19 protein-coding genes and 2 tRNA genes are annotated in these 23,319 nt (G+C 40.9%); 6 read left to right on the top strand and 15 right to left on the bottom strand.

The window, feature by feature from the left end:
• Positions 1-25 precede the first annotated feature (25 nt).
• Positions 26-436, bottom strand: a complete 411-nt coding sequence (locus CVU62_06510; GenBank protein ID PKN38482.1) for a (Fe-S)-binding protein — start codon at positions 434-436, stop codon at positions 26-28.
• 107 nt (positions 437-543) lie between these two features.
• A complete protein-coding gene (locus CVU62_06505; GenBank protein PKN38481.1) occupies positions 544-1,026 on the bottom strand; it encodes an alpha/beta hydrolase in 483 nt (160 codons plus the stop codon).
• 92 nt (positions 1,027-1,118) lie between these two features.
• Here CVU62_06505 and CVU62_06500 point away from each other — a divergent pair, with 92 nt between their 5' ends.
• Together CVU62_06500 and CVU62_06495 are read left to right on the top strand one after the other, a co-directional pair.
• Entirely contained in the window at positions 1,119-2,360 is a 1,242-nt protein-coding gene (locus CVU62_06500; protein PKN38480.1) for a DUF1015 domain-containing protein, read from the top strand.
• A 141-nt stretch (positions 2,361-2,501) separates the two neighbouring features.
• Positions 2,502-3,263, top strand: a complete 762-nt coding sequence (locus CVU62_06495) for an SAM-dependent methyltransferase (protein ID PKN38479.1) — start codon at positions 2,502-2,504, stop codon at positions 3,261-3,263.
• On the opposite strand, the gene CVU62_06490 is transcribed toward CVU62_06495, so the two are convergent.
• The 5 genes from CVU62_06490 to CVU62_06470 form a co-directional block, all read right to left on the bottom strand.
• The gene (locus tag CVU62_06490) at positions 3,223-3,723 is read right to left on the bottom strand and encodes a hypothetical protein (protein PKN38478.1); all 501 of its coding nucleotides are present in this window, start codon (positions 3,721-3,723) and stop codon (positions 3,223-3,225) included. The genes CVU62_06495 and CVU62_06490 overlap by 41 nt on opposite strands.
• A gap of 250 nt (positions 3,724-3,973) precedes the next feature.
• Positions 3,974-5,848 (bottom strand): acyl-CoA dehydrogenase, encoded by a 1,875-nt coding sequence (locus tag CVU62_06485; GenBank protein ID PKN38477.1) that lies wholly within the window; start codon positions 5,846-5,848, stop codon positions 3,974-3,976.
• A 317-nt stretch (positions 5,849-6,165) separates the two neighbouring features.
• Complete coding sequence (locus tag CVU62_06480) at positions 6,166-8,007, bottom strand: acyl-CoA dehydrogenase (protein PKN38476.1); 1,842 nt, start codon at positions 8,005-8,007, stop codon at positions 6,166-6,168.
• Between the two features lie 569 nt (positions 8,008-8,576).
• The gene (locus CVU62_06475; GenBank protein PKN38475.1) at positions 8,577-9,011 is read right to left on the bottom strand and encodes a hypothetical protein; all 435 of its coding nucleotides are present in this window, start codon (positions 9,009-9,011) and stop codon (positions 8,577-8,579) included.
• A 67-nt stretch (positions 9,012-9,078) separates the two neighbouring features.
• Positions 9,079-9,531 carry a hypothetical protein gene (locus tag CVU62_06470; protein ID PKN38474.1) on the bottom strand — a complete coding sequence of 151 codons (453 nt, stop codon included), beginning with the start codon at positions 9,529-9,531 and terminating at the stop codon, positions 9,079-9,081.
• Between the two features lie 346 nt (positions 9,532-9,877).
• On the opposite strand from CVU62_06470, the gene CVU62_06465 reads away from it, so the two are divergent.
• Positions 9,878-10,813 carry an alpha/beta hydrolase gene (locus CVU62_06465; protein ID PKN38592.1) on the top strand — a complete coding sequence of 312 codons (936 nt, stop codon included), beginning with the start codon at positions 9,878-9,880 and terminating at the stop codon, positions 10,811-10,813.
• Positions 10,814-11,000: 187 nt separating this feature from the next.
• On the opposite strand, the gene CVU62_06460 is transcribed toward CVU62_06465, so the two are convergent.
• From CVU62_06460 to dprA, 8 genes are all read right to left on the bottom strand, one after another.
• Positions 11,001-12,173: an acetyl-CoA C-acyltransferase gene (locus CVU62_06460; GenBank protein ID PKN38473.1), complete on the bottom strand. Its 1,173-nt coding sequence runs from the start codon at positions 12,171-12,173 to the stop codon at positions 11,001-11,003.
• 424 nt (positions 12,174-12,597) lie between these two features.
• Entirely contained in the window at positions 12,598-13,587 is a 990-nt protein-coding gene (locus tag CVU62_06455; GenBank protein ID PKN38472.1) for a hypothetical protein, read from the bottom strand.
• A complete protein-coding gene (locus CVU62_06450; GenBank protein ID PKN38471.1) occupies positions 13,542-14,195 on the bottom strand; it encodes a protein-L-isoaspartate O-methyltransferase in 654 nt (217 codons plus the stop codon). The genes CVU62_06455 and CVU62_06450 overlap by 46 nt, the downstream gene beginning before the upstream one ends.
• Complete coding sequence (locus CVU62_06445) at positions 14,195-14,587, bottom strand: hypothetical protein (GenBank protein PKN38470.1); 393 nt, start codon at positions 14,585-14,587, stop codon at positions 14,195-14,197. The genes CVU62_06450 and CVU62_06445 overlap by 1 nt, the downstream gene beginning before the upstream one ends.
• A 381-nt stretch (positions 14,588-14,968) precedes the next feature.
• Positions 14,969-15,709 carry a hypothetical protein gene (locus CVU62_06440; GenBank protein ID PKN38469.1) on the bottom strand — a complete coding sequence of 247 codons (741 nt, stop codon included), beginning with the start codon at positions 15,707-15,709 and terminating at the stop codon, positions 14,969-14,971.
• Positions 15,710-15,828: 119 nt separating this feature from the next.
• Entirely contained in the window at positions 15,829-17,154 is a 1,326-nt protein-coding gene (locus CVU62_06435; GenBank protein PKN38468.1) for a methylenetetrahydrofolate--tRNA-(uracil(54)-C(5))-methyltransferase (FADH(2)-oxidizing) TrmFO, read from the bottom strand.
• Entirely contained in the window at positions 17,147-19,477 is a 2,331-nt protein-coding gene (locus tag CVU62_06430; GenBank protein PKN38591.1) for a type I DNA topoisomerase, read from the bottom strand. Before CVU62_06430 ends, CVU62_06435 begins: the two co-directional genes overlap by 8 nt.
• Before the next feature lie 266 nt (positions 19,478-19,743).
• Complete coding sequence (gene dprA / locus CVU62_06425; GenBank protein PKN38467.1) at positions 19,744-20,868, bottom strand: DNA-protecting protein DprA; 1,125 nt, start codon at positions 20,866-20,868, stop codon at positions 19,744-19,746.
• Positions 20,869-21,167: 299 nt separating this feature from the next.
• Between dprA and CVU62_06420 the strand changes: the two genes are divergently transcribed.
• From CVU62_06420 to CVU62_06410, 3 genes are all read left to right on the top strand, one after another.
• Entirely contained in the window at positions 21,168-22,895 is a 1,728-nt protein-coding gene (locus CVU62_06420; protein PKN38466.1) for a hypothetical protein, read from the top strand.
• Between the two features lie 262 nt (positions 22,896-23,157).
• Positions 23,158-23,234 (top strand) — tRNA-Arg (locus CVU62_06415).
• 12 nt (positions 23,235-23,246) lie between these two features.
• A tRNA-His gene (locus CVU62_06410) sits at positions 23,247-23,319 on the top strand.

Genomic DNA, 23,319 nt, shown 5'->3' with positions numbered 1-23,319 from the left:
GTGAGGGTAAGAGTATTCGCAGCGATTAAAGAAGATTGATTTCCATGGCGCGGACCGGGCAGGCGGAGACACAGAGCTCACAACCGTTGCATTTTTCGGCGTCAAATAATACCTTGAGGGATACTTTTTCAAAAGCCAGCGCTCCTGTGGGGCAAAAAGCGGTACAGGCACCGCAGTGAACACACTTATCAGCGTTTTGACTTACGCTTTTGGACAGGGGTTCTACTTTAAGACCCATTTCCTTCAAGAAACGAATTCCCTGATCGAAATTGTCTTTTAACCCGCTTAATTCCAGCACTATGACGCCCTCGCGGCGCGGGAAAATCCTTGCTTTCAAAATATTGAATACAAGATCATATTGTTTAACAAGCTGATAAATTACAGGCTGTTGAACTATGTCCGGAGTATAGCGGATTACTATTTTTTTCGAATACATAATATTATCAATCTGATAGAATTTGCGTAAGAGACTAAAATATCGGAAAAAGATTGTCAAGGTAATTTAAAGCAAGCGGCTGTCATTATTATAGAATATTTTAATTATCAGACGGACGTAAGAAGTTTTTTCCAATCCAGCAGCGGAAAAGTCTTATGCAGGGGATGGTCATCATCAACCAGATGATGTTCAAGATTGCTGAAATATTCTGTTGCGATTTGTTTCACAATTTGGGGATTAACAACATCATCGCCGGTTCCGTGATATATGATAACGGGAATTATTAATTGTTTACAGGTACCGGACTTGAATTCGGGAAGGTTTAAAGCCGGTGCAAGTAATATCAATTTTTTCACCTTGCTTTCATTTTCCATGGCATAGCGAACTGCCATTAAACCTCCGTAACTTGACCCTACAATTATCAGTTCAGTTTTTCCGGCAAGGATTCCATTTAGTTTTTTCATACGTGTGTTAAAATCTCCCGTATAATCTTCAATAATCATTTCCGGGAAATATTGAGAAAAAAATTGTCCTTTGGCGCCCTGAGCCGTACTTTCCAGACCATGGATAAAAACCAGAGTATTTTTCATATATTCTTCCTTCTTTTCAATTTTATATTGTGTAGATTATGACAGTATGTTATCAATTTCGCAAGAAAAGTAAACACAGGAGTTTATTAATTATGGCATTAGTTTTACCTTTTAAAGCGGTGCGACCACAACAAAAATTCGTTTCTCAGGTCGCGGCGCTTCCTTATGACGTTATGACCAGGGAAGAGGGACAAAAAGCTGTTTGGGGCAACGCTTTGAGCTTCATGCATGTGGAAAAATCAGAAATTGATGTTCCCGATAATACGAAAAGCAATGACGACCTTATTTATCAGACAGCGAAACGCAACTTTATTCAAATGCTGGAAAAGGGTGTGCTGATACAGGACAAATCGCCCTGTTTTTATATTTACAGACAGAAAATGGGTTCTCAAGTGCAAACAGGAATAGTAGGATTGATGAGCGCATCCGAATATGATGCGGGAAAAATTAAAAAACATGAATTGACAAGAAAGGATAAGGAAGAAGATCGCATCCGGCATGTTGATACAGTCAATGCACAAACCGGCCCGGTATTTATAAGTTATCGGGAACGTAAGAATTTGAATAAGATTGTAGATGAAATAACGGTAGCCTCTCCGGAATATGATTTCACCGCGGAAGACGGGGTTAAACACACAGCCTGGGTTGTAGACGACGCAAAACGAATCGATAAAATCAGAAAAGAATTTTTTGAGGTTGCATCTCTTTATATTGCCGATGGACATCATCGCGCTGCCGCAGCCGCCACAATTGCCAGAAACAGACGTTCTCAGGATGAATCCAATGATTCTGGAAAAGAATATGAATCCGTGCTGGCGGTATTTTTCCCTCACACTCAACTTAAAGTTATGGATTATAACCGCGCAGTTAAGGACTTGAACGGTCTGACTCCAGGGGAATTTATCGAAAAAATCAGTGCCTGCTTCACGGTTAGTAAAAATTTCACGGCCCGATCGCCCGAAAAACTTCATGATTTCGGCATGTTTTTGGGGGGTGAGTGGTACAAAATAACAATTAAAAAAGGTGTTTATAACGAAAACGATCCAGTAGCCAGTCTGGATGCAGCCATATTGCAGGATCATCTACTGTTTCCTGTTTTAGGAATTAAAGATCCGCGCGTAGACGACCGCATTAAATTTATCGGCGGCATAAGGGGGATGGATGAACTGGAAAAGCTGGTTAACAAAGATGGCTTTGCCGTTGCATTTTCTCTCTATCCCACGAGTATGGAACAAATAATAAAAGTTGCCGATGCCGGAGCAATAATGCCGCCGAAGTCAACGTGGTTTGAACCGAAACTGCGTAGCGGTATTTTTATTCATAAACTGGATTGAAAAATAATTGTATTTATAATTCGATACCAAGTTGCAGTCAGAAGTATACCGCGGCGGCGAGGAAGAGGCGACGCAGTCGTATACTATCATACGTCGAGGAGCCGATGACGATGCCAACAAAGGTAGGCGAATGAGGGCGACTTGGTAATTATGGAAGAAGAAACCCTGGATGAAATTCTTGAAGGACGTTTAAGGGTTTTTCAAACCAAACGAGGATACAGATTTTCTCTGGACTCAATTCTACTTGCTCATTTTGTATCCTTAAAACCGCGCGCCCGCGCTATTGATATAGGATGTGGCAGCGGCATTATTCTCCTTATTCTGGCAAAGCGTTTTCCTCAAAGTAATTTCGCCGGTTTGGAAATTCAGAAAAATATTGCGGCTCTCGCCGAAAAAAGTACAAGAATAAATGAATTGGAAAGCCGTGTTAAAATATTTTCCGGAGATGCACGTGATATAAAAAACGTCTTCCCGGCGCGTTCCTTTGATACAGTAATCTTTAACCCTCCTTATCGAAAATTGAATTCAGGCAGAATAAATCCACATCCTGAAAAAGCCATCGCCCGCCATGAAATAAAAGGTTCTTTAAAATGTTTCTTAACCGCGGCAAAATATTTACTTAAACCTGCCGGTACCGTTTTTACTATTTATCCGGCAAAACGATTAGTTGAACTTATTTGTCTTTTCCGGGATAGTGATATTGAACCAAAAAAAATGAAGTTGGTTTTTTCTGATAATTTTTCTAAAGCGGAATTTGTTTTGGTGGAAGGGAAAAGCGGCGGTCATGAAGAACTAAAAATTGAATCACCACTTTTTATTTATGATCAAAACAAAAAATATACTCAGGAGATGGAAGGTATCTTCACCGAACTTTCTCTTTTTCCAGCTGACGGCGGCGACTGATTTCTATTTGCATAATACGCTTTAATATGGATGCCAATTCATGGTCAGCTAAAGCCGCTGTGCAGTCAGCAATCATTTTTTTGTCTCTTTCTTTCAATACTATTTTTTTTGTTGAAGAGATATTTTCTCCGGATTTTACCTGTACGGGTGTGTGGCCAACCAAAAAGCGGATTTCTTTTATGACATTTTTTCCGGCAAGTTTGTTTAATTTATCCCGAATTTCTTCTTTCATGAAATGAAGTTGTTGCACCCAAACTGAGGAAACTGTTTTAACAAATAAGATACCACCTCGTAAACAATCTGGATGTGTTTTCGAAGCAATTTGCGGTCCCACAGCTTTAGGCCAAAGTTTCAGCAGGGCATTTTCTTCGATTTTTAAGGTCAGGCCCTTTTTCTTCAAGGCAGAAAATAAAACTTCGCCTATTGATTGCAACTGAGTTTGTTGTTTTCTTCTTCGCATTTTTTTCTTTTGGCACAAATAAGATAATTGGTCAAGAAACTGAAATAAATATTCATAAATCAAAATCCAGTTCTAAATCAAAGATAGCGCTTTGATCGGATGCGCATTTCCGTAAGGAGAGCGCATAATAAATAGAATCTTACATTGCTGACAATTTTCGCCAATATGGTGGAAATTCCTTTAAAATTGGAATAAAAAAGCGGGGAGGCTTTAAGACCTCCCCGCACAGAATTACTCTTTTTACGAGTTTTTATTCACCAACGAAAGATTCTATTGGAATGTTCATTGCACTTTGTTCATCTTTTTTCAGATTTTCCAGTTTGGCAGGTACAAGTCCTGTAATACGATTAATGAAGAACCTGGCTCCTTCGATCTTACCACGATAGAAAGCTTTTTCTTTTTCGTTCGTTGACGCATCAAAGAACTTCTTAAGGGCTTCAGTTGCCATTCTGAGATGCAGCCAGCCAACAAGAGCATCACCCAGACAGTTAAGATAATCGCAAGCTCCAATCAATGGAACGAAAGGCGTCGTGCCAATCATCTTGGAAAAATCCTTGGCTGTTAATCCGCAGGCAGTCAAAGCATCTTTGACGATGGCTGCTTCTCCCTTGAGAGCGTCGATCTTCTCGGCTTCGTCAATAGCATCTTTGGTATAGTTGAGCAGGCTGATGAAATAAGCACCTTTTTTCATGCCCAGCTTGCGTCCCAGAAGGTCGAGAGCCTGAATACCGTTAGTACCTTCATAGATAGCGTTGATTTTCTGATCCCTCATCATCTGTTCAACAGGATACTCACGGCAGTAACCGTAACCGCCGTAACTCTGCACGGCCAGATCGCAACCTACCATGCCCATATCCGTAGCGTAGGATTTGACTATGGGAGTGAGAATTTCGAGCAAGCCTGCCCAGTACTCTTGCTCTTTTGCCAATTCTTCTTTATTGGCATTGGGGTCTAAAACAGCGGAGAACATCGCGCTGAACATATTATCCATGCAGAAATAGCAGAGCAGACACAAAGCGCGAAGACCTTCTGAAATTGACTTCATTTTGATCAGCATTCTGCGGATATCGGGATGATCAATGATGGGAACGGCAGGAGCGTTTTCATCCTTTAAGGCCATGGCGATGACGTTTTGTCCCTGAATTCTTTGTTTGCAATAATCGAGCGCATGAAGGTAAGACGCACCGGCAAGCGCCGCGCCAATCAAGCCGACGTTCTGACGCTCTTCGTTCATCATGTGGAACATAATCGGCATACCCTGGCCTTGTTCACCCATCATATGACCGATACATTTGCCGTTGTCGCCGAAATTAAGGGTACAGGTGGCGCTGCCGTGAATACCCATTTTGCTTTCAATGCCGCTGCAGTATACATCATTTGATTCACCCAACTCGCCTTTTTCATTGAATCTGATTTTGGGAACCATGAAAATGGAAATACCTCGCGTTCCTTTCGGATCACCTTCGATTCTGGCCAGAACCGGATGAATGATGTTCGGAGACAGATCCTGATCGCCGCCTGAAATAAAACTCTTGGTGCCCACGATGGAGTAAGTGCCGTCAGCATTTTTCTTGGCGGTTGTTTTTAAAGCACCGACATCGGTGCCCGCGCCAGGTTCGGTCAGACACATTGTGCCGGCCCATTCACCACTGTACATTTTTTGCAGAACGACATCACGCAGAGGATGTTGGAAATAATCCTCCATCAGTCTTGCCGCGCCGTGAGTAACGCCGGGGTACATCATAAATGCCGGATTACAGGACAACATCATATGGCCACAGGACGCTGCTATAATTGCCGGGAATCCCTGACCGCCTACTTCCGGCTGATCGGCCATAGCCACGTAACCTGCTTCACAATAAAGTTTCCACAGTCTCTTGTATGCTTCCGGTGTTGTTACCTTGCCGTCCTTATATGTTGCTTCGATCGGTTTACGATGAACTTCGTCAGGATAAGTAGGGGCAATCTCAAGCTCGGCAAATTTTGCAGCCTGGTCAAGCGCCATCTTGCACGTATCAGCATCAAAGTCCACATAACGTCCCTTACCCAGTAAGGTTTCTTTTATCTTGAATACTTCAAACAGTTGGAAATTAATATCTCTTAAATCAAACCAAAGACCCGCCATACAATCCTCCTTACTATTTCTATTCGTTATATTATTTGCTCGTTTATGACCGAGCGTCAGTTTTTATACATAATATATTACCCCTGTCAATATATTTGCTATAGGATTGCAAAAGTATTTTACAATGGTATCATTGTCGGTTTTTCTTAAAGTAGAACTTAATACCATAAATAATCAAAAATCACTGGGTATCAAAAGAGTTTATAAGTATATAATACGCCATCGTAGTGTTACCCTTTGACATCAAAATGGTATAAATAAAAAAAGCGGGGAGGTAATATTACCTCCCCGCCCAAAGTTTATTTTACCAAGAATATTTAATCGACAACAAATTGGTCGTCAGTAATATCCATCGCACTCTGCTCATTTTTCTTGATGTTTTCCAGATGAGCAGGAACAAGCCCGGTGATACGATTAATGAAGAATTTGGCACCTCGGATCTTGCCCATATAGAAATTTTTATCCTGTTCGCCTGTTACCTCGAAATATTTCTTGGCGGCAACATTGGCCATTTTGAGGTGCAGCCATCCTACAAGAGCGTCTCCCAAAGCGTTCAAATAATCGCATGCTCCAATCAGTGGTACGTAAGGCGTCGAGCCAATCATCTTGGAGAAATCCTTTGCCGTTAATCCGCAGGCCGTCAAAGCATCTTTGACAACAGCCGCTTCTCCCTTGAGAAGATCGAGTCCATCGGCTTCGTCAATTGCTTCTTTGGTTAAGTTGAGCAAATCAATGAAGTATTTACCTTTCTTCATGCCCAGCTTGCGTCCCAGCAAGTCAAGGGCCTGAATTCCGTTGGTTCCTTCATATATCTGGTTGATCTTGTTATCTCTCATCATCTGTTCGACCGGGTATTCACGGCAGAAACCATAACCACCGTAACACTGTACTGCAAGTTCAATGCTTTCCTGGCCCTTGTCTGTGCAGTAGGCTTTTACTACCGGTGTCAGCACTTCGATCAAGCCCTTCCAGTATTCCACTTGTTCCTCGTTACCATCAACCATAGCGCTGAATTGATTGTCCATGCAGAAATAGCAGAAGAAACACATCATACGAAGACCTTCCGAAATGGATTTCTGTCTGAGCAGCATTCTGCGAACATCAGGATGCTTAATGATAGTCACTTGCGGCGAGTCTTCAACCTTCATAGCCATCATGATGACATCTTGTCCCTGAAATCTCTGCTTGGCATAATCCAGAGCATGCAGGTAAGCGGCCATTGACAGAGAAGCGCCCATCATGCCGACGCCCTGACGCTCTTCGTTCATCATGTGGAACATGATCGGCATACCCTGACGTTCTTCGCCCATCAGATAACCGATGCATTTGTTGTCAGAACCGAAATTCAGAGTACAGGTTGCATTGCCGTGAATGCCCATTTTGCTTTCAATGTTGCCGCAGGTAACATCGTTGGCTTCTCCGAGTTCGCCCTTCTCATTGAATCTGACCTTGGGAACCATGAAAATGGAAATGCCTTTTGTTCCTTTGGGGTCGCCTTCGATTCTGGCCAGAACAGGGTGAATAATGTTCGGGGTCAGGTCATGATCACCGGCGGAGATGAAGCTCTTGGTGCCGACAATTGAGTAGGTACCGTCAGCGTTCTTTTTGGCGGTTGACTTCAAAGCACCGACATCGGAACCGGCACCCGGTTCAGTCAAACACATGGTTCCCGCCCATTCGCCTGTATACATTTTTTCCAGAAGGATATCACGCAGCGGATGCTGGAAGAAATCTTCCATCAATCTTGCAGCGCCATGGGAAAGACCGGGATACATAACAAAGGCCTGGTTGCAGGCCAGAAACATATTTGCGGCAGAAGCAGCGATTACTGCGGGGAAGCCCTGACCACCTACTTCCGGCTGATCGGCCGTAGCCATATATCCAGCTTCACAATAAAGTTTCCAAAGCCTTTTATAAGCTTCAGGTGTCGTTACTTTTCCATCTTTAAATGTTGCTTCGACTGGTTTACGATGAACCTCATCAGGATAGGTAGGAGCAAGTTCCAGCTCTGCAAACTTTGCCGCCTGGTCAAGAACCATGTTGCATGTATCAGCATCATAATCCTTATAACGGCCTTTGCCCAGCAATGTCTCGCCTATCTTTAAGACTTCAAACACTTGGAATTTAATATCCCGTAAATCAACCCACAAACTTGCCATAAAATCCTCCTTACTTTTCTATTTGTTATATTTCTTGCTCGTTCATTAATGAGCGTTTATCTTGAATATTTATGCAATTACACTTTTAAATATATGTAAATTAGGTGATTTAAATATTCATTTGAAAATTGTTCCAATGGCCACATATTTATTGAGAGCTTTTAACTCGAAACTAAACGTAGTGACTGAAGGTCATTTTTTGACTTTTATACATCTCAAAATCAACTCTGTCAATATATTATATAAATTTTAAAAGATTTATTTACTTGTTATTGCACTAAAATTCTATGATAATTAATAAAATCAATTATTTATGATTATTGAATAATACTAAGAATTTAATGACTGAAAGTCATTTACTTGGCAATTCATCTTCCAAAGTGACTTTCACTTCAAATTTCTGTATGATGCTCTAAATTATTGTTATTAAAATTATTTATAATACAAAGATGAAAAATTTCATTTTTCTTAAGGAAAATGAATGAAAAAAAGCCTATGCACACAGGGCATAGGCTTTCAGGTCATATTATATTTTGTGAACTTTTATCTCTGCTTAAGATTTTAGATTCTTACTGCTTATCAAGATAATACTGCGTGATCTCATATACTGCGTAGTCCATCATGAGCATAATCCGCATGATACTGTCGATGGCTTGATTGTGTTCCAATGCGTCAATAAAAATTGCCTGAAAATCTGCATAGAGCCACATGTGGCGTCGCATCAGATTTAATCCATAAATGGCTTCATGTAATGGAATCCCGATATCATGACATTTTTTAGCGTATTTCAGAAAATATTTCTGGGTAAATTCAATACGATCATCGGGAACCAGCAATTTTTTTAAATTGCGGTAAAAATCGATTGCATAAACTACCAATTTTTCTTTCTTTATGTTTTGATAATGTGTAGTCCTTTTATTTTTTTGAACCTCCATTGCCCAATGCTCGGCAATTTCCTCGGCGTTTTGTTCGGTTACATCAAGAAGCCTAATAGAATCTACCATAAGAATATTCTCCTTTCTCTAAGTTCAAATCTGATATAAAAATACAGATGTATTAATTGATTAAATTTTATTTTTTACTTTTCTTCATGAGTTCCTGATACTCTTTAGTCACCTCATAAGCTGCGTAGTCGAACAATAGTATTGTCCGGCTTAGTGTATCAAGCGCCTGCCGTTGATCAATACCGGAGCTAAATATCGCCTGAAAATCTGCATACAACCAAATATGCCGTCTCATAAGTATCAATGCGTAAATGGTCTCTTTCGCCGGGATACCCATAGCATAACTTTCCTGAGCATAACTTCGAAAATATCTTAATACATCGTCTGTGATTTTTTCATCAAGAAACATCTTGCTGAAATTTTGATAAAATCGAACGCATTGATAGATGATTGCTTCTTCATCCAAGCTTTTATATGTTGGTGTTTTAGCATTTTTTTGAACATCCTTTGCCCAAGCCTTGGCTATTTTCTCCGCGTGATTTTCAGCTAGTTCTAAATATTTAATTGCGTACGTTTTCATTATAATCTCCTTTCCAGAATAAATTAGCTCGAATGTTTGATACTAATATAAAGCATGACGCTGGAATTGACAATATATTTTTAGCAATTATTCGTTAAAAAAATATGCCATCAAAAGAATGTAGCCACAGGCAATAATAATACATAAAAAAGGCGTACAGCATCAGTACACTAGATGCATATCTTGCCTTGCATTTTATCGCCAAGATTTCCTTGACATGGAAAAGCTAAATTCTTATAGTCCCGCCATCGGAAAGGTAATGTTTTGCCGGTATTAGGAAAAAAATCTTGAGGAAAGGACTGAAATGATGAATGTCAAACATTTCGTTTTAATCTTTGTGGCCTGTATGATCGTCTCAACAATGGGTTGCACTTCGTTGGGAATGACCACCATACCTCTTGATAAGCTGAAAGCGAAATACGCGGATGTTAACTCGAAGATCATTGAAATTGACGGTATGAATATTCATTACAAGGATGAAGGTCAAGGGCCGACATTAATTTTGTTGCATGGTGTATGCGCATCACTTCATACATGGGACGGATGGGCTGAACGGCTTAAAGGACATTACCGTATTATCCGGCTGGATCTTCCTGGATTTGGATTAACAGGACCGCCTTCCAATCCTTCTCTCTCCGATCCATCTTTTTACAAAAAAGATGAAGCTGTTAAGTATTTTAACAGAGTGTTTGGAGAATTTGTAGACAGGTTGAACTTGGAAAAGTTTTCTATAGCGGGGAATTCTTTGGGCGGCTATATCGCTTGGAACTATACTGTGAAAAATTCAGATAAAGTAGAGAAACTTATACTAATAGACTCGTTGGGATTTCCGCAAGGAATGCCTTTCATAATGTCCTTCGCGAGCAATCCCGTTATACGTCCATTTGCACGGTACATCATGCCTCGATTTTTAGTTAATATGGCCGCAACCGAGGCGTGGGGAGATAAATCAAAAATTACCAAAGAGATCAAAGACCGCTATTTCGAGCTTATGATGAGAGAAGGCAATAAAGGCAGTACTGTTGATGTGTTTACCATATTTAAAAAACTGAACAGTGATAAAAGCATTTCCGAGGGAATAAAAGATCTCAAACCCCCAACTTTGGTTATGTGGGGCACCAAGGATGTGTGGACTCCTTTTAATCCATCCTTTGAAAACTGGAAGAGGGAATTACCCACGGCAAAATTTATTCAATATGAAGGTGCAGGACATACTCCTATGGAGGAGATACCTGATATAACAGCACGTGACGCCGATTTATTCCTTTCAAATAAAAATTAGCGTCAATACCTGACAATTAAAATAAACAATAATATATAAAAATGCATTGAGTCCGGCTCAGGAAATTCCGATGCCGGACTCAATGCATTTTACTTTCAGAGTATTCAAAAAAAGGGGGGGGCTATTCAATAGAAAAGCCCCCCCTTGTAAAAAAAATTGTTAATAAAAGCTATAACAATTATAGTTCTTACGCTTTACTGAGCATGATAGCACCGGCATTGCCGAAAGCGCCGCAAAGTGTACCAACACAGTATTTAGCGTCGGGATAGTCGGTCTTCATGATGGTATTCAGGGTGACCACCAGACGGCAGCCGCTTTCGCCCAATGGATGACCAAGCGCCAAAGCGCCGCCCCATACGTTGACGTTTTCAAAAGGCGCGTTCTGGGCGATTCCCAGATCTCTGACGCAGGCTAAGGACTGGCTGGCGAATGCTTCGTTGAATTCCCAAATGGCGATATCACTTATTTTTTTACCTGTGCGAGCCAGAAGTCTCTTAACAGCGGGAACGGGACCGATGCCCATGATTGTCGGATCGCAACCGGCTAAAGCACCGGCTTCATATTTGAGGTGATAAGAAAGTCCCAGCTTATCGGCCTTGGAACGTTCCATTAAAAGAACAGCAGCCGCGCCGATTGTAAGTGGCGAGGATGTCGCTGCAGTCAAAAGTCCATCGGGTTTGAAACCGGGTTTCATTGTAGCCATCGATTCTCTGGAGATGTCACCACGGATCCACTGGTCGATATCAACCACAAAGGACGTGCCGTCATCTTTAAGGCCTTCGATCGGGATGATCTCTTTTTTGAATTTGCCGGCTTTGGTGGCTGCATCGGCTTTCTTATGGCTCCAGAAAGCCATGTTTTCCATATCGTCACGGGTGATTTTCCACTGTTCGGCCACTTTTTCAGCAGTAGAACCCATAGGGATGTCCGCAATGTTATATCGCTCCATCAGACGTGGCGAAAAATCCATATGCATGGCCATGAAGACCTTCTGCATATCTTCCACACCGGAAGCAATGTAGGTATCGCCTTCACCACACATAATAGCGCGGGCGGCATGCTGAACGGCTGCCATACCGGAAGGACATTGCATGGTCAGGGTATTGGTAGGAACCGATTCCGGAAATCCGCCGGCCAGCCAGGAAAGGCGACCGATATCATTCTGCATGCCGGTAATATTGGCACAACCTACAAATACTGATTCGATATCTTCAGGTTTTACTTTGGGGTTACGGGCAAACAACCCATCATAAACTTTTGTCAAGACCTCATCCGGTCTCAACATACGAAACCATCCCTTTTCGTTGTGCGCTCGGGAATTGGCTGATCTTACACCGTCGATAATTACACACTCACGCATTGTATAGCCTCCTCTAATTTAATGTTTTAAATTTTATCAATTGTTACAATGATAAAGTATTAATTTAGACTACTCAATTTGATAAATCAAATATTTACATTAATAACATTGATATTAGATGAACATAGGTCATTACATGACCACAGGTCAAATCTATTAACGATTTCCTACCTTCATATAACGTTGATGTCAAGAAATATTTATAATCAAATAATTGCCGGAGTATAAAATTACTGATGTGAAAAATGAACAACGGGGGAGGACAATATATTCATCTTTAGTGTTATTTTTTGATGGTTTAAATGTAATTATTTATTATTTTAATATTTTTTTAACTTCTTCAACACGTCTTTATCTCTTGAAACAAGACGGAGATTTAATGCACCTATTACTTATTTTTTATCAAGAGTGCAGAAAAGATTAATTAAGGAAGAAACAATAGCGGATTGCACGCTTTGCCCTGCAGGCGTATTTCAAAATTTACATATGCTTCACCGGTATCGTTTGTTTCCGCCATCAGGGCAATTATTTCTCCTTTTTTGACACTTTGGTCTATCCTGACGTATCTTTTTTTCAGATGTGTATAAACTGTGGCAAAACTGTTCTTATGTCGAATAATAATTGTTTCTCCGTAATTTTTTAACTCAGAAGAGAAGATAACGGTTCCTGATGCCGCCGCTTTTACTTTTGATCCTGTATTGGAAACAATTTTAATCCAATTATTGTAAGTCTTGTTAGGCTGGAGACCAAAACGAGTCTTTACTTTACCTCTTACCGGCCAAATAAATCTGTTTTTATCTATTTTAAAATATTGCTCTGATTTTTTCAGTTCGGATTTTGGTTCCACTCTTTCTTCGGGAATATTTTTCTTCGAAGGGGTTTTTAGCGGCGCAGTGTTTGCAGAAACAACTGCTTTCGACTGTTGCTTTGCAGAAGATTTTGTATCCGGCAAAGAGTTTTCTTTATATATTGCAGCAGGCGCCTCTTTTGAGGGACTTACCTCTTTTTTTGCATCTTGATTTATAACAGGATTTTTAAATTTTTTGGGTAGAGCTTTCTTTATTTCCACATCTGATTTCGTAGCCGTAGCTTTTACATTTGTATTGATATTGTCTATTATCCGGTTTGCTTCAGGTATAAATAGAACATCACCTTCCTTAATGGAATTGAGATTAGTTGCATTATTCATCTGGGCTAATTTCTGTAAACGGACTTGATAAGCGTTGGCGATCATCTGGGCTGTTTCATTTTTTTTAACCCGGTGGTAAACGCCCATTGTTTGTTCTTTTTGCATTTGCGGACTGAAACAAGAAAGAATGATAGGTAGTTCAGATAAAATAAAAAAAATTAATATCAGGGTGGATGGTTTTATTTTTCCCATCCGCTCTCCCCAATCAGGCTGACAAATCGGCATCCGCCCAGATCTTCTTTGATGATTTCTTGAGGATTTTCTAAAGAACGAGTAAGTTTATACAAAGTTTGCACATCGCGACCGCCGACGGGAAAAACCATCTTTCCACCGGCGGCAAGCTGTTCGACTAAATACTGTGGAATTTCCGGTGCTGCAGCTGTGATGATGATCGCGTCGAAAGGAGCTTCATCTCTCCAGCCGTAAGAACCGTCGCCGACTCTTAAGGCTACATTGTAAAAATTAAGCTTATCAAGAATCTTCCGCGCGTTTGTAGACAGAGAAGCAATGCGTTCGATAGAAAAAACACGATCGGCAATAGATGCCAACACAGCCGTTTGATAACCGGATCCGGTGCCTATTTCCAAGACCCTTTCTTTTCCTTTTAACTCCAATGCCTGCGTCATGAGTGCGACTATGTATGGTTGAGAGATGGTCTGATGTCCATCAATTGGCAGAGGACTGTCATTATAAGCCTGATCAATCAACCCTTCATCAATAAAAAGATGACGTGGAATAGTGCTCATGGCTTTCAATACTCGAACATCAATTATATCGCGCGCTTTTAATTGCGTTTCAACCATCCGCGTCCGCTGCTTCTTGTATCTATCCATTAAATTGCCTTTATTTTTTCTTTTTTTTCCGGAATCCGGTAAATTTCCTGAATCATTTCATGCCGCCGCAAACCCAGTGCTTCACGAGTAACAATCAGATAATAATATTGCAGTTGAGCTTTTTGGCGGATAGTATTGAATCGATCAATGCTCAAATTAATTTCTTCATGGATCAATTGTTTTTTTTGCAATATCTCCGCGGTGTGCTCATTTCCGCTCAAAGCTTTTAAAAGTGAAATCTTTCCTTCGATTTCCCGATTCACACACGTCAATTGCCCGATGGCATCATCTACAGCCATGCCGGCACGACTCAATACGGCCGCCTTCTCCCGCAGTAATTCTTCCAGTAAATTATCTTGTTGGTCGTTTTTTCTTTTCTGCGATATTTGCATGATATTTTCTTATGCTCCAACAAAACGAGCCTCTATCATTGAAGAGCTTAATTTTCAACAAAAATAGTTCTTTATCGCTTCGCTAAAGGGTTGAATAAAGGGGTGAACAGGTTACTTTTTCTTGATGGAAGAATGGTTTTTCGCATTTTTGGATAAGAGTTTTTTAATAATCGTATATGGCTTGTAAAAAACATTCTGTTCATAATGATTAAGCCAGAAGTATAGCTAGCTTTAAATAGCTTTCTGCTTGATAAAAAAAATCATTGTGGACGGCAACACATGTTCGCCCGCAGGATATTTCTCTGAGTTATGTTTATAGTAGCGGAAGTATATGTAATTATCAGCATCCGGTGATAGATTAGTTAGTTTCCAATAAAAGATTTAAATAGTTTCGTTCTCTCTGTTAATTAAGTATTTGGCAATAACGGCATTAACCGAATAATCCAGCTTTCTGCCTTCTTTTAGCTGTCGCAGCACTTTTAAATCGGATTTCCAGACTATATCTCCGGGCGAGAGGAAACAGAAACTACCCCTTTTGGGGATTGTAGTTATCACAGAGTCCTTATAATAATAATAGTCTTCGTTAATTTCTGTGGGAAAGCTGCGCATAATCGGTGGTATATCTGTGGGTAGGAACCAGAGTTTGATTTCTCGCTCCGCATCTTCCGGGTTTGCTGAGGCATGAATGAGGTTATCCGTTCTGTTCCCGATGAATTTACCTTTTTCATCGTTTAGAGGAACGACAGTTCCGAGTGCGCGAATACAGCCCGGATTTTTCTGCCTTGCTTCGTGGGGATTTGTTGGCCCGCAGATAGTTCTTATAGTCTTGATGGCATTTGGTCCCTGATATAAAATCGCGATAACCCTGCGTTTCCCCGGATCATCAGGAAAATGGATAAAACCTCGGATATATTGCAGGAGCGAAGCGTAGAAAAATTTGCCTTTATGTTCTGCATAGTGCTCTTCGGCCAAGGTATGGTTTACGGAGACAACCTTTAAGGCTGCAAAACGCAATCCGGCATGAAAATGAGAAAATTGTGAAAGTATGTATCCGGTTAATGAGTTTTTAAGAGCATCTGGCTTTATAAGCACAAGCGAGCTGCGAAAGATTTGCATTGGCATTTAAGTTCTCCTTGATATTGAAGTATATGGTAGTTTAACAAAGTTGTTATTAGATAAAAACTTGTTGTTGGATCTGTATAATATAAAGGAAATCGTTTTGTATGTCAATAGAATATGTATTAATTTAAAAATTGAGCGGTCGTCCAATCATTCAAAGACCGTAATGCCTGACTTACATAAAGAATATTTTTGTCTCTTTTTCTTAATTTTTTACCACGTAATGTATCCAATAGACCAAAATTAATATTCATGGGCTGAAAGTGATCGGCAGATTCGGCAGAAGTTATATAACGGAGCAATGCTCCGATGGCTGTTTGAGCTGGTGGTGGCTGGAGTTTTTTCCCTTCAACAATGAAGGCGGCATTCAGTCCGGCCAAAAGTCCCATGGCTGTTGATTCAGTATATCCTTCCACGCCGGTAATCTGACCGGCAAGAAAAATATTTTCATTGTTCTTTAGTTGCAGGGAAGGCGCGAGAAGAGAAGGTGAGTTGACATAAGTATTGCGGTGAATACTACCGTACCGGGCAAACTCGGCGTTTTCCAGGCCGGGAATCAGGCGAAAAATACGTTGTTGCTCAGGCCAGGTCAGTTTTGTTTGAAATCCGACCATGTTAAAAAGAGTGCCGGATGAATTTTCCCTGCGTAGTTGAACAACGGCATAAGGCATTACACCCGTGTGCGGATCGATCAATCCCACCGGCTTCATCGAACCGAAGGCGAGTGTGTTTTCACCGCGAGCGGCCAGCACTTCTACAGGCAGGCATCCTTCAAAATGTTTGACATCTTCAAATGCTTTGGCAAGAACTTTTTCTCCGGACAGCAGCTCCTGATGAAAGCGTTTGTATTCTTCTTCGGATAAAGGGCAATTTAAATAATCCGGCGTGCCCTTATCATAGCGCGAAGCCAGGAAGACCTTGTTCATATTAATTGAATCGGCTTCGACTATTGGAGCAATGGCATCGTAAAAATATAAATAAGAGCTCTTTAGTATACGGGATATTTCCTGCGCCAGCGCGTCGGAAGTAAGCGGGCCGGTAGCAATTATCGTTAACACTTCTTCCGGAATTTCCGTAATTTCAGTTCTGTGAAGTGAAAAGTTTTTTTGTTGATTTAGTTGCGTTTCCACTTCCCGGGCGAACAAAAATCGGTCTACTGCCAGAGCGGAACCCGCGGCAACGGCGGTGCTGTCTGCCGCAGATATTATTAAGGAATGGAGACGGCGCATTTCTTCCTTGAGCAGGCCGTGTGCGTTGTCCAGAGAGTTGGATTTAAGAGAGTTACTGCAAACCAGTTCCGCCAGATTTTCCATCTTATGGGCTGGCGAAAATTTTTGCGGCTTCATTTCATACAGATGAACCGTATGACCCCGCCGCAGCAGTTGCCAGGCAGCTTCGCAGCCGGCCAATCCTCCGCCGATGATTATGACCTGATCAGATTTACTCACTGGGTTTGTTCTTTGGTATTTTCTTGATGTTTTTGCATTCGGGGTAACCGGTGCAACCCAGGAACTGTCCAAAACGTCCGCGCTTAACGGCCATGGGTTTGCCGCACAGTTCGCAGTTTTCGTCCGACAATACGGGTTCCTGATTTGTTACTTTGCCGTCCTTGCCCATTTTTTTGATATTTTTACATTCGGGATAACCTGTGCAGCCGAGGAACTGACCGTAACGTCCACGTTTGATGGCCATGGGTTTGCCGCACTTTTCGCAAACCTCATCGGTTGTCGGCGCTTCCTGAGCGACGATTTCGCCATTTTCGTTTTTTGTTGCAGTCATTGTGTTTTTACATTCCGGATAATTCGAGCAGGCCAGAAACTGTCCGAAACGTCCCTCTTTGACAATCATATTTTTACCGCATTTATTGCATTTGATTTCCGTTGTTTTTGTTTCCACGTGCGTTACCTTTCCGTTTTCGTCATGGGTGAAATTCATAGTGTTCTTGCATTTGGGATAATTGGAACAGCAGAGGAATCTTCCGTTTTTCCCCCATTTAATCACCATCGGAGAGTTGCATTTTTCGCAAACCAGATCGGTTGGAGTCTCCTCTTGTTTGAGGTTTTTCATTTCCGTTTTGGCTTTCTTCAGTTCGTCGGCAAAAAGAGTATAAAACTCTTTGAGTGTTTCCACGCGTTTGCTTTCGCCGCTTTCGATGGCGTCGAGTTTGTTTTCCATATCCGCGGTGAAGGCCAGATCCAGAACCGTCGGGAAACTTTTTACCAGAAGTTGAGTGACCGTCATTCCCAATTCAGAAGGGTGGAATTTCCCTTTTTCCAGACTGACATATTCGCGATCCTGAATGGTGGAGATAATGGTCGCATAAGTGCTGGGACGTCCGATTCCTTTTTCCTCCAACTCGCGCACAAGCGATGCTTCCGAAAAACGCGGCGGCGGCTGCGTGAATTTCTGTTCCGTATTCAGCTTAAGTAGCTTGAGTTTTTCTTTTTCGCTGACTTCCGGCAGAAGTTTATCGTTGCCGTTACCATTTTCTTCTTTATCGTCCTTGCCTTCGGTATAGACAATGGTAAAGCCGGGGAATTTCATGATCTGTCCCTGAGCGCGGAAGATGCAACCGGCGCCCGCTATGTCAATGGTAGTCTGATCAAGAATTGCCGGGTTCATCTGGCTGGCAACAAAGCGGTTCCAGATGAGCTGATAAAGTTTAAATTGATCTGCAGACAGATAGTTTTTTATATCTTTTGGTTTGTACGTCATTTTAGAGGGACGAATCGCTTCATGGGCATCCTGAGCTTTTTGCGAGTTTTTATAAAAATGAGGTTTGTGCGGCAGATAATCTGAAGAATAATTTTCTCTGATATAATCGCGCACGTCTTTAATAGCCTCTTCAGCTATCCGGAAAGAATCTGTTCTCATATAAGTGATCAGACCGACGGAACCTTCTTTACCCAGTTCTATTCCTTCGTATAATTTCTGAGCAACCATCATGGTTTTTTTTGCTGAAAAACGCAGCCAGCGGGAAGCTTCCTGCTGGAGTTTGCTTGTTGTAAAAGGCGGCGGTACGGAACGTTTGACTTCTTTTTTTTCCAGTTTTTCGACACTGAAATCCGCTTCCTTGAGTTTCGCGGCCAGATTTGCGGCCTGTTCGCCTGTAGTTACTTTGGCTTTTTTGCCGTCAACTTTAAGAAGCTTCGCTTCAAAGGGCGGCGGATTATTGCCTTCGAATTGCGCTACCAGATTCCAGTATTCTTCGGGAACAAACTTGTTGATCTCTTCTTCACGGTCGCAAATCATGCGCACGGCGACTGATTGCACGCGTCCCGCGCTCAGGCCCCTTTTGACCTTGTCCCACAAAACAGGGCTGATCTGATAACCAACCAGACGATCGAGAATACGTCTTGTCTGCTGAGCTTCATATTTATTAAAATCAAGTTGCAGTGGATTTTTGATGGCTTCGATAACGGTGTTTTTGGTTAAATCGTTGAACAGAACGCGATAAATATTTTTATTCTTAGCGTTGATGATTTCCGCTATATGCCAGGCGATTGCTTCTCCTTCCCGGTCAGGATCGGGGGCGAGGTAAATATTTTCCGCGCTCTTCGCAGCTTTTTTCAGATCATCGATGGTTTTCTTTTTTGTTTCGATTACATTGTATGTCGGTTCGAAGTCTTTTTCCAGATCAATGCCCAGAGTGCTTTTCGGTAAATCTTTCACATGTCCCATAGAAGCCACAGCATTAAAATCGGCTCCGAGAAACTTTTTTATAGTTTTAACTTTAGTGGGAGATTCCACAATAACTAAAGAATTCGCCATAAACACCCTTTCAATTTGAAAAAAACGGGTATGAAACCCTCCGCTTTTAGCGGAATAATTCGACTATAACTCCAAACTTCATCCCGACTCGTCGGGATTCGTTTCGGCTAGTCTCGTTACGACTCACAAACTTTAACGTGTGACATTTAGGTCATGCCCTTCGCTTTTAAAGTTTGATTCTCACAAATAAAGTGCCCCTATAAATGGAAGAAAATGTTTTGTAAAGATAAATTTTATCATTTCAATGACGATATAAATATAAATAATTATTTTTTTAGAGAGAAAAATTTACCCGGATGCTGCTCAACAATTCCTCGCAATTCCATCTTTGTCAATGCGCTCAAGATACCGGCGGATGGCAAGCCTGTAGAAGAAATCAAATCATCAATATGAATGCGGCCTTGGGAAACAAAATCAAATATCTTCTGATCAACTTCATCCAGTATTTCATGGCTTTTTTTCTCAATTATTTCAGCGCCGGAAGCCTTGGGTATTTTCAATGCTGTCGTAAATTCAAGCTGCGGCATGATTTCATCCAGGATATCATCGATATTTTCAATTAATATTGCACCCTGTTTAATCAATTTATTTGTTCCGCGCGAACCTGCGGAATCGATACTTCCGGGAACAGCAAAGACTTCCCGTCCCTGTTCCAGTGCGAGTCTTGCCGTAATAAGGGAGCCGCTTTTTTCTCCGGCTTCTACAATTACAACGCCGTAGGACATGCCGCTGATTATACGATTACGTGTCGGGAAATTGGCTGAAAGTGGCGGTGTTCCTGGCGGAAATTCAGAAATAACCGCACCATTTTGAATAATATCATCAAACAATTTTTTGTTTTCCGGCGGATAAATAACGTCCAGTCCGCTGCCCAGAACAGCAATAGTTCTGCCGTGTGCTGTTAAAGCTCCACGGTGGGCTGTGGAATCAATACCCCGGGCCATACCGCTGACTATTGTTAAACCTTTAAGAGCGAGTTCGCGGCTGATTTTTTCTGTTGTGTATTTGCCATATGTGCTGGCCATTCGTGAGCCGACTATAGCGATATTTATATCTTCGTTCTTTAAATTGCCGCGAACATATATTAAAGGAGGACGATCATAAATATTCAATAGTTTCGCTGGATAAAGTTTGTCCTGGCAAGTAATTACATTGATTTTGTTTTTATCCAAAAGTTCAAGTTCTTCTTTAACCTTGTCCCAGTTTTTGAAACCGGCAATAGCTGTAGCGGTATTTTGGGAAATTCCGGGAATTACTCTTAATTCTGAAAGGGGTGCGGTAAAAATATCTGATATAGAGTCAAACTTATCCATTAGTGCCAGAAAAGTAATATTGCCGACGCCGGAGATAGATTTTAGTGCGATCCAGTATTTTAGAATACTGTAATTCATAATTACCTGATCTTTTAAATCAGAAATTTTGTTTTGTGGATTTAGTTTTTTACCCCGTTTGAAGAACTTTGCACTTCTGACGGGATAAACGAAAAATTGGGAGAAAGCTATATCTTGTTTGCCATGTATGTCAAGTCTTTTAAAAATGATATTACACTTTAATTATAAAACTATGGACATAGGATAATATAATCTTAAAATTTAAACCTGATGATTTTTCCTGCCAAAAGTTTTAAAATAGTTGCGCAATTCAGAGCTTTGAGTTAGGAACACAACAGTGTTTTTAAGGAGTGTTTATATTGAAGATAAAAAATTATTTTATCATTATAACTTTAGTAATGATTGTTTATCCTATGACTGTCTTTGCCCAAGACAGTTTAAGTCAGAAAAAGAGTCATCCGGTTATAAAGCAAAACATTCAGAAACCATTGGATAAGGATGAAAAACAGTCCACACAGCAAATATTGACGGTAAAACCGCAGGAAATTAATTTAGGAACTATTAGTGCAGATAAGTCAAGCGAAGGAGTATTTACATTAAAGAGTATAAGTTCTGATTTTGTTGATTGGTCAACAGATGGTCCTGGTGGGTGGAAAAAATTAGAAAACCGTAAATTATCAGGCGTAATAAAAAATAATTCCGGTTCCCTGCAAGTGGGAATTCGGTTGCTGCCTAAAGAATCAGAGGACGAACAAAAAAGTACATCCAGTTATGTGGAAATGAAACTTGAATCAGGAAGTGAAAAGCTTATCTGCCGAAAAGAATTTCAGGCAGGCGCGCATAAAACAGCGATAGAAATTAATTCTTCAGATGGTCAGAAAACAATCTTTGCCATGTTTACAATAGGTTATACTCAGAAAAATCCTTCAATTAATCTAAATCCTTTACGACTCGATATGGGAAGCATCCTGCAGGGGAAAACAGTTTCCAAAAAAATAATGGTAAGCAACAGCGGTAAAGAAATGTTGAAATGGTCGGTAGCGGCAAGAAAACATGCGAAAGAAGATTTTCCTGATGATTTTCATCAGGGCAAATATATATCATTTATCAATGAAGAAGTGCGGGGACACGGTGTATATAATGTTCCAGTTAATTTAAAAGATAAAATTGAAATAATGGGCCAGTGGAAGGAAAGCAATGGCTATCCTTCTGGTGCGGAAGGTGAAAACTTTATCAAGGTTAATTTCAATGGAACAGGAATAATTCTGTATTTAGCAACTTATCAGGAAGATGAAGTCAATATATCCATGTCCATTGATAAAAATTCGATTGAGAATATTGAGTTGTTTGAAGACATGGAAGAAAATAAAGGAGAACTATTGGTGGCGGAAGGACTTGCCGATGGTCCACATGTTTTTACTATAGTCAGTAAAAACAGCCGTTTGGTATTTGAAGGAGTGAAAATACTGGGAGGACGTACGGCTTATTTCCCCGAAGGAAGTATAAAAATTGTGCCCAATTCCGGTGCGACGACCAGACAAACAAATTATCTCAACGTTTCTTTCAATGCGGGGCAAATCGATCCGGGCAATTACGTTGATGATATTGTATTTGATACAAACAGGGGTGAAGCTTTAGTTGAGATTTTTGCAGAAGTGCTTCCAGAAAATATATTGAAGGTTGTGGATATTTACAGATATTACAACGGGACTGATTATCTGTTTACGGCTGATCCTCAGGCGGAAACAAAAAGATTGATTCAAAATAGATATGTGAAAGAGGGAATAGCTTTCCGGTTATTTAAGCCGGACAATCCTGGAACAGTCTCTTTCTATCGCTGGTATAATCCGCAGAAAAAAAGTCATTTCTACCATTATAATTATACTGGCGGGGGAAAAGACCTGCGGGGATATATATATGAAGGCATGATAGGTAACATTGCGACATCAAAACTTACCAATACCAGAGAGCTTTATCGCTGGTATAATGCAAAAACGGGTCACTATTTTTATTCGACGGATCTTCAAGGAGGAAAAATTAATAAAAGAATATATAAATTTGACGGCATAGCAGGTTATGTTAAATAACCGATGATTTTTTAACAGGATTTTATTATTCGCGAAACTCCAAATCCGAAAGCGAATAACCTGAAGGTCACTTTAGGCGCAGCATATTGGTAAGTTGAATCCCGAAGCGGTGGGGACAAAGCGTAGGGTATTATGTCCGTGATATAGTGTCCGGTAGTAAATACAAGTTTAAGATTGTTTAAATTTCATCAGTATTATGTCTTGACAAAAGAAGGCTAAGACGATAAGACGCTAAATCTTTTTGGCACATGGTTAAAAAAATGCGCCTGTAGCTCAGTTGGATAGAGCAACGGACTTCTAATCCGTGGGCCGAGAGTTCGAATCCCTCCAGGCGCACCAAAGCGAAAAATGGTGGGTGTAGCTCAGCTGGTTAGAGTGCCGGGTTGTGGCCCCGGAGGTCGAGGGTTCGAACCCCTTCACTCAC

Source organism: Deltaproteobacteria bacterium HGW-Deltaproteobacteria-2, assembly GCA_002840505.1.
In the GTDB taxonomy this organism is placed as follows: Bacteria; Desulfobacterota; Syntrophia; order Syntrophales; family Smithellaceae; genus Smithella.
This window is presented reverse-complemented; position numbering and strand designations above follow the sequence as displayed.

Bases quoted from the DNA above. Each gene is read 5' to 3' on its own strand.
- CVU62_06455 (PKN38472.1), bottom strand. From the start codon at position 13,587: ATGCCGATTTGTCAGCCTGATTGGGGAGAGCGGATGGGAAAAATAAAA.
- CVU62_06430 (PKN38591.1), bottom strand. From the start codon at position 19,477: ATGGCGAATTCTTTAGTTATTGTGGAATCTCCCACTAAAGTTAAAACT.
- CVU62_06445 (PKN38470.1), bottom strand. From the start codon at position 14,587: ATGCAAATATCGCAGAAAAGAAAAAACGACCAACAAGATAATTTACTG.
- CVU62_06475 (PKN38475.1), bottom strand. From the start codon at position 9,011: ATGGTAGATTCTATTAGGCTTCTTGATGTAACCGAACAAAACGCCGAG.
- CVU62_06480 (PKN38476.1), bottom strand. From the start codon at position 8,007: ATGGCAAGTTTGTGGGTTGATTTACGGGATATTAAATTCCAAGTGTTT.
- CVU62_06460 (PKN38473.1), bottom strand. From the start codon at position 12,173: ATGCGTGAGTGTGTAATTATCGACGGTGTAAGATCAGCCAATTCCCGA.
- CVU62_06450 (PKN38471.1), bottom strand. From the start codon at position 14,195: ATGGATAGATACAAGAAGCAGCGGACGCGGATGGTTGAAACGCAATTA.
- CVU62_06465 (PKN38592.1), top strand. From the start codon at position 9,878: ATGATCGTCTCAACAATGGGTTGCACTTCGTTGGGAATGACCACCATA.
- CVU62_06500 (PKN38480.1), top strand. From the start codon at position 1,119: ATGGCATTAGTTTTACCTTTTAAAGCGGTGCGACCACAACAAAAATTC.
- CVU62_06490 (PKN38478.1), bottom strand. From the start codon at position 3,723: ATGCGAAGAAGAAAACAACAAACTCAGTTGCAATCAATAGGCGAAGTT.
- CVU62_06510 (PKN38482.1), bottom strand. From the start codon at position 436: ATGTATTCGAAAAAAATAGTAATCCGCTATACTCCGGACATAGTTCAA.
- CVU62_06440 (PKN38469.1), bottom strand. From the start codon at position 15,709: ATGCCAATGCAAATCTTTCGCAGCTCGCTTGTGCTTATAAAGCCAGAT.
- dprA (PKN38467.1), bottom strand. From the start codon at position 20,868: ATGAATTACAGTATTCTAAAATACTGGATCGCACTAAAATCTATCTCC.
- CVU62_06470 (PKN38474.1), bottom strand. From the start codon at position 9,531: ATGAAAACGTACGCAATTAAATATTTAGAACTAGCTGAAAATCACGCG.
- CVU62_06485 (PKN38477.1), bottom strand. From the start codon at position 5,848: ATGGCGGGTCTTTGGTTTGATTTAAGAGATATTAATTTCCAACTGTTT.
- CVU62_06505 (PKN38481.1), bottom strand. From the start codon at position 1,026: ATGAAAAATACTCTGGTTTTTATCCATGGTCTGGAAAGTACGGCTCAG.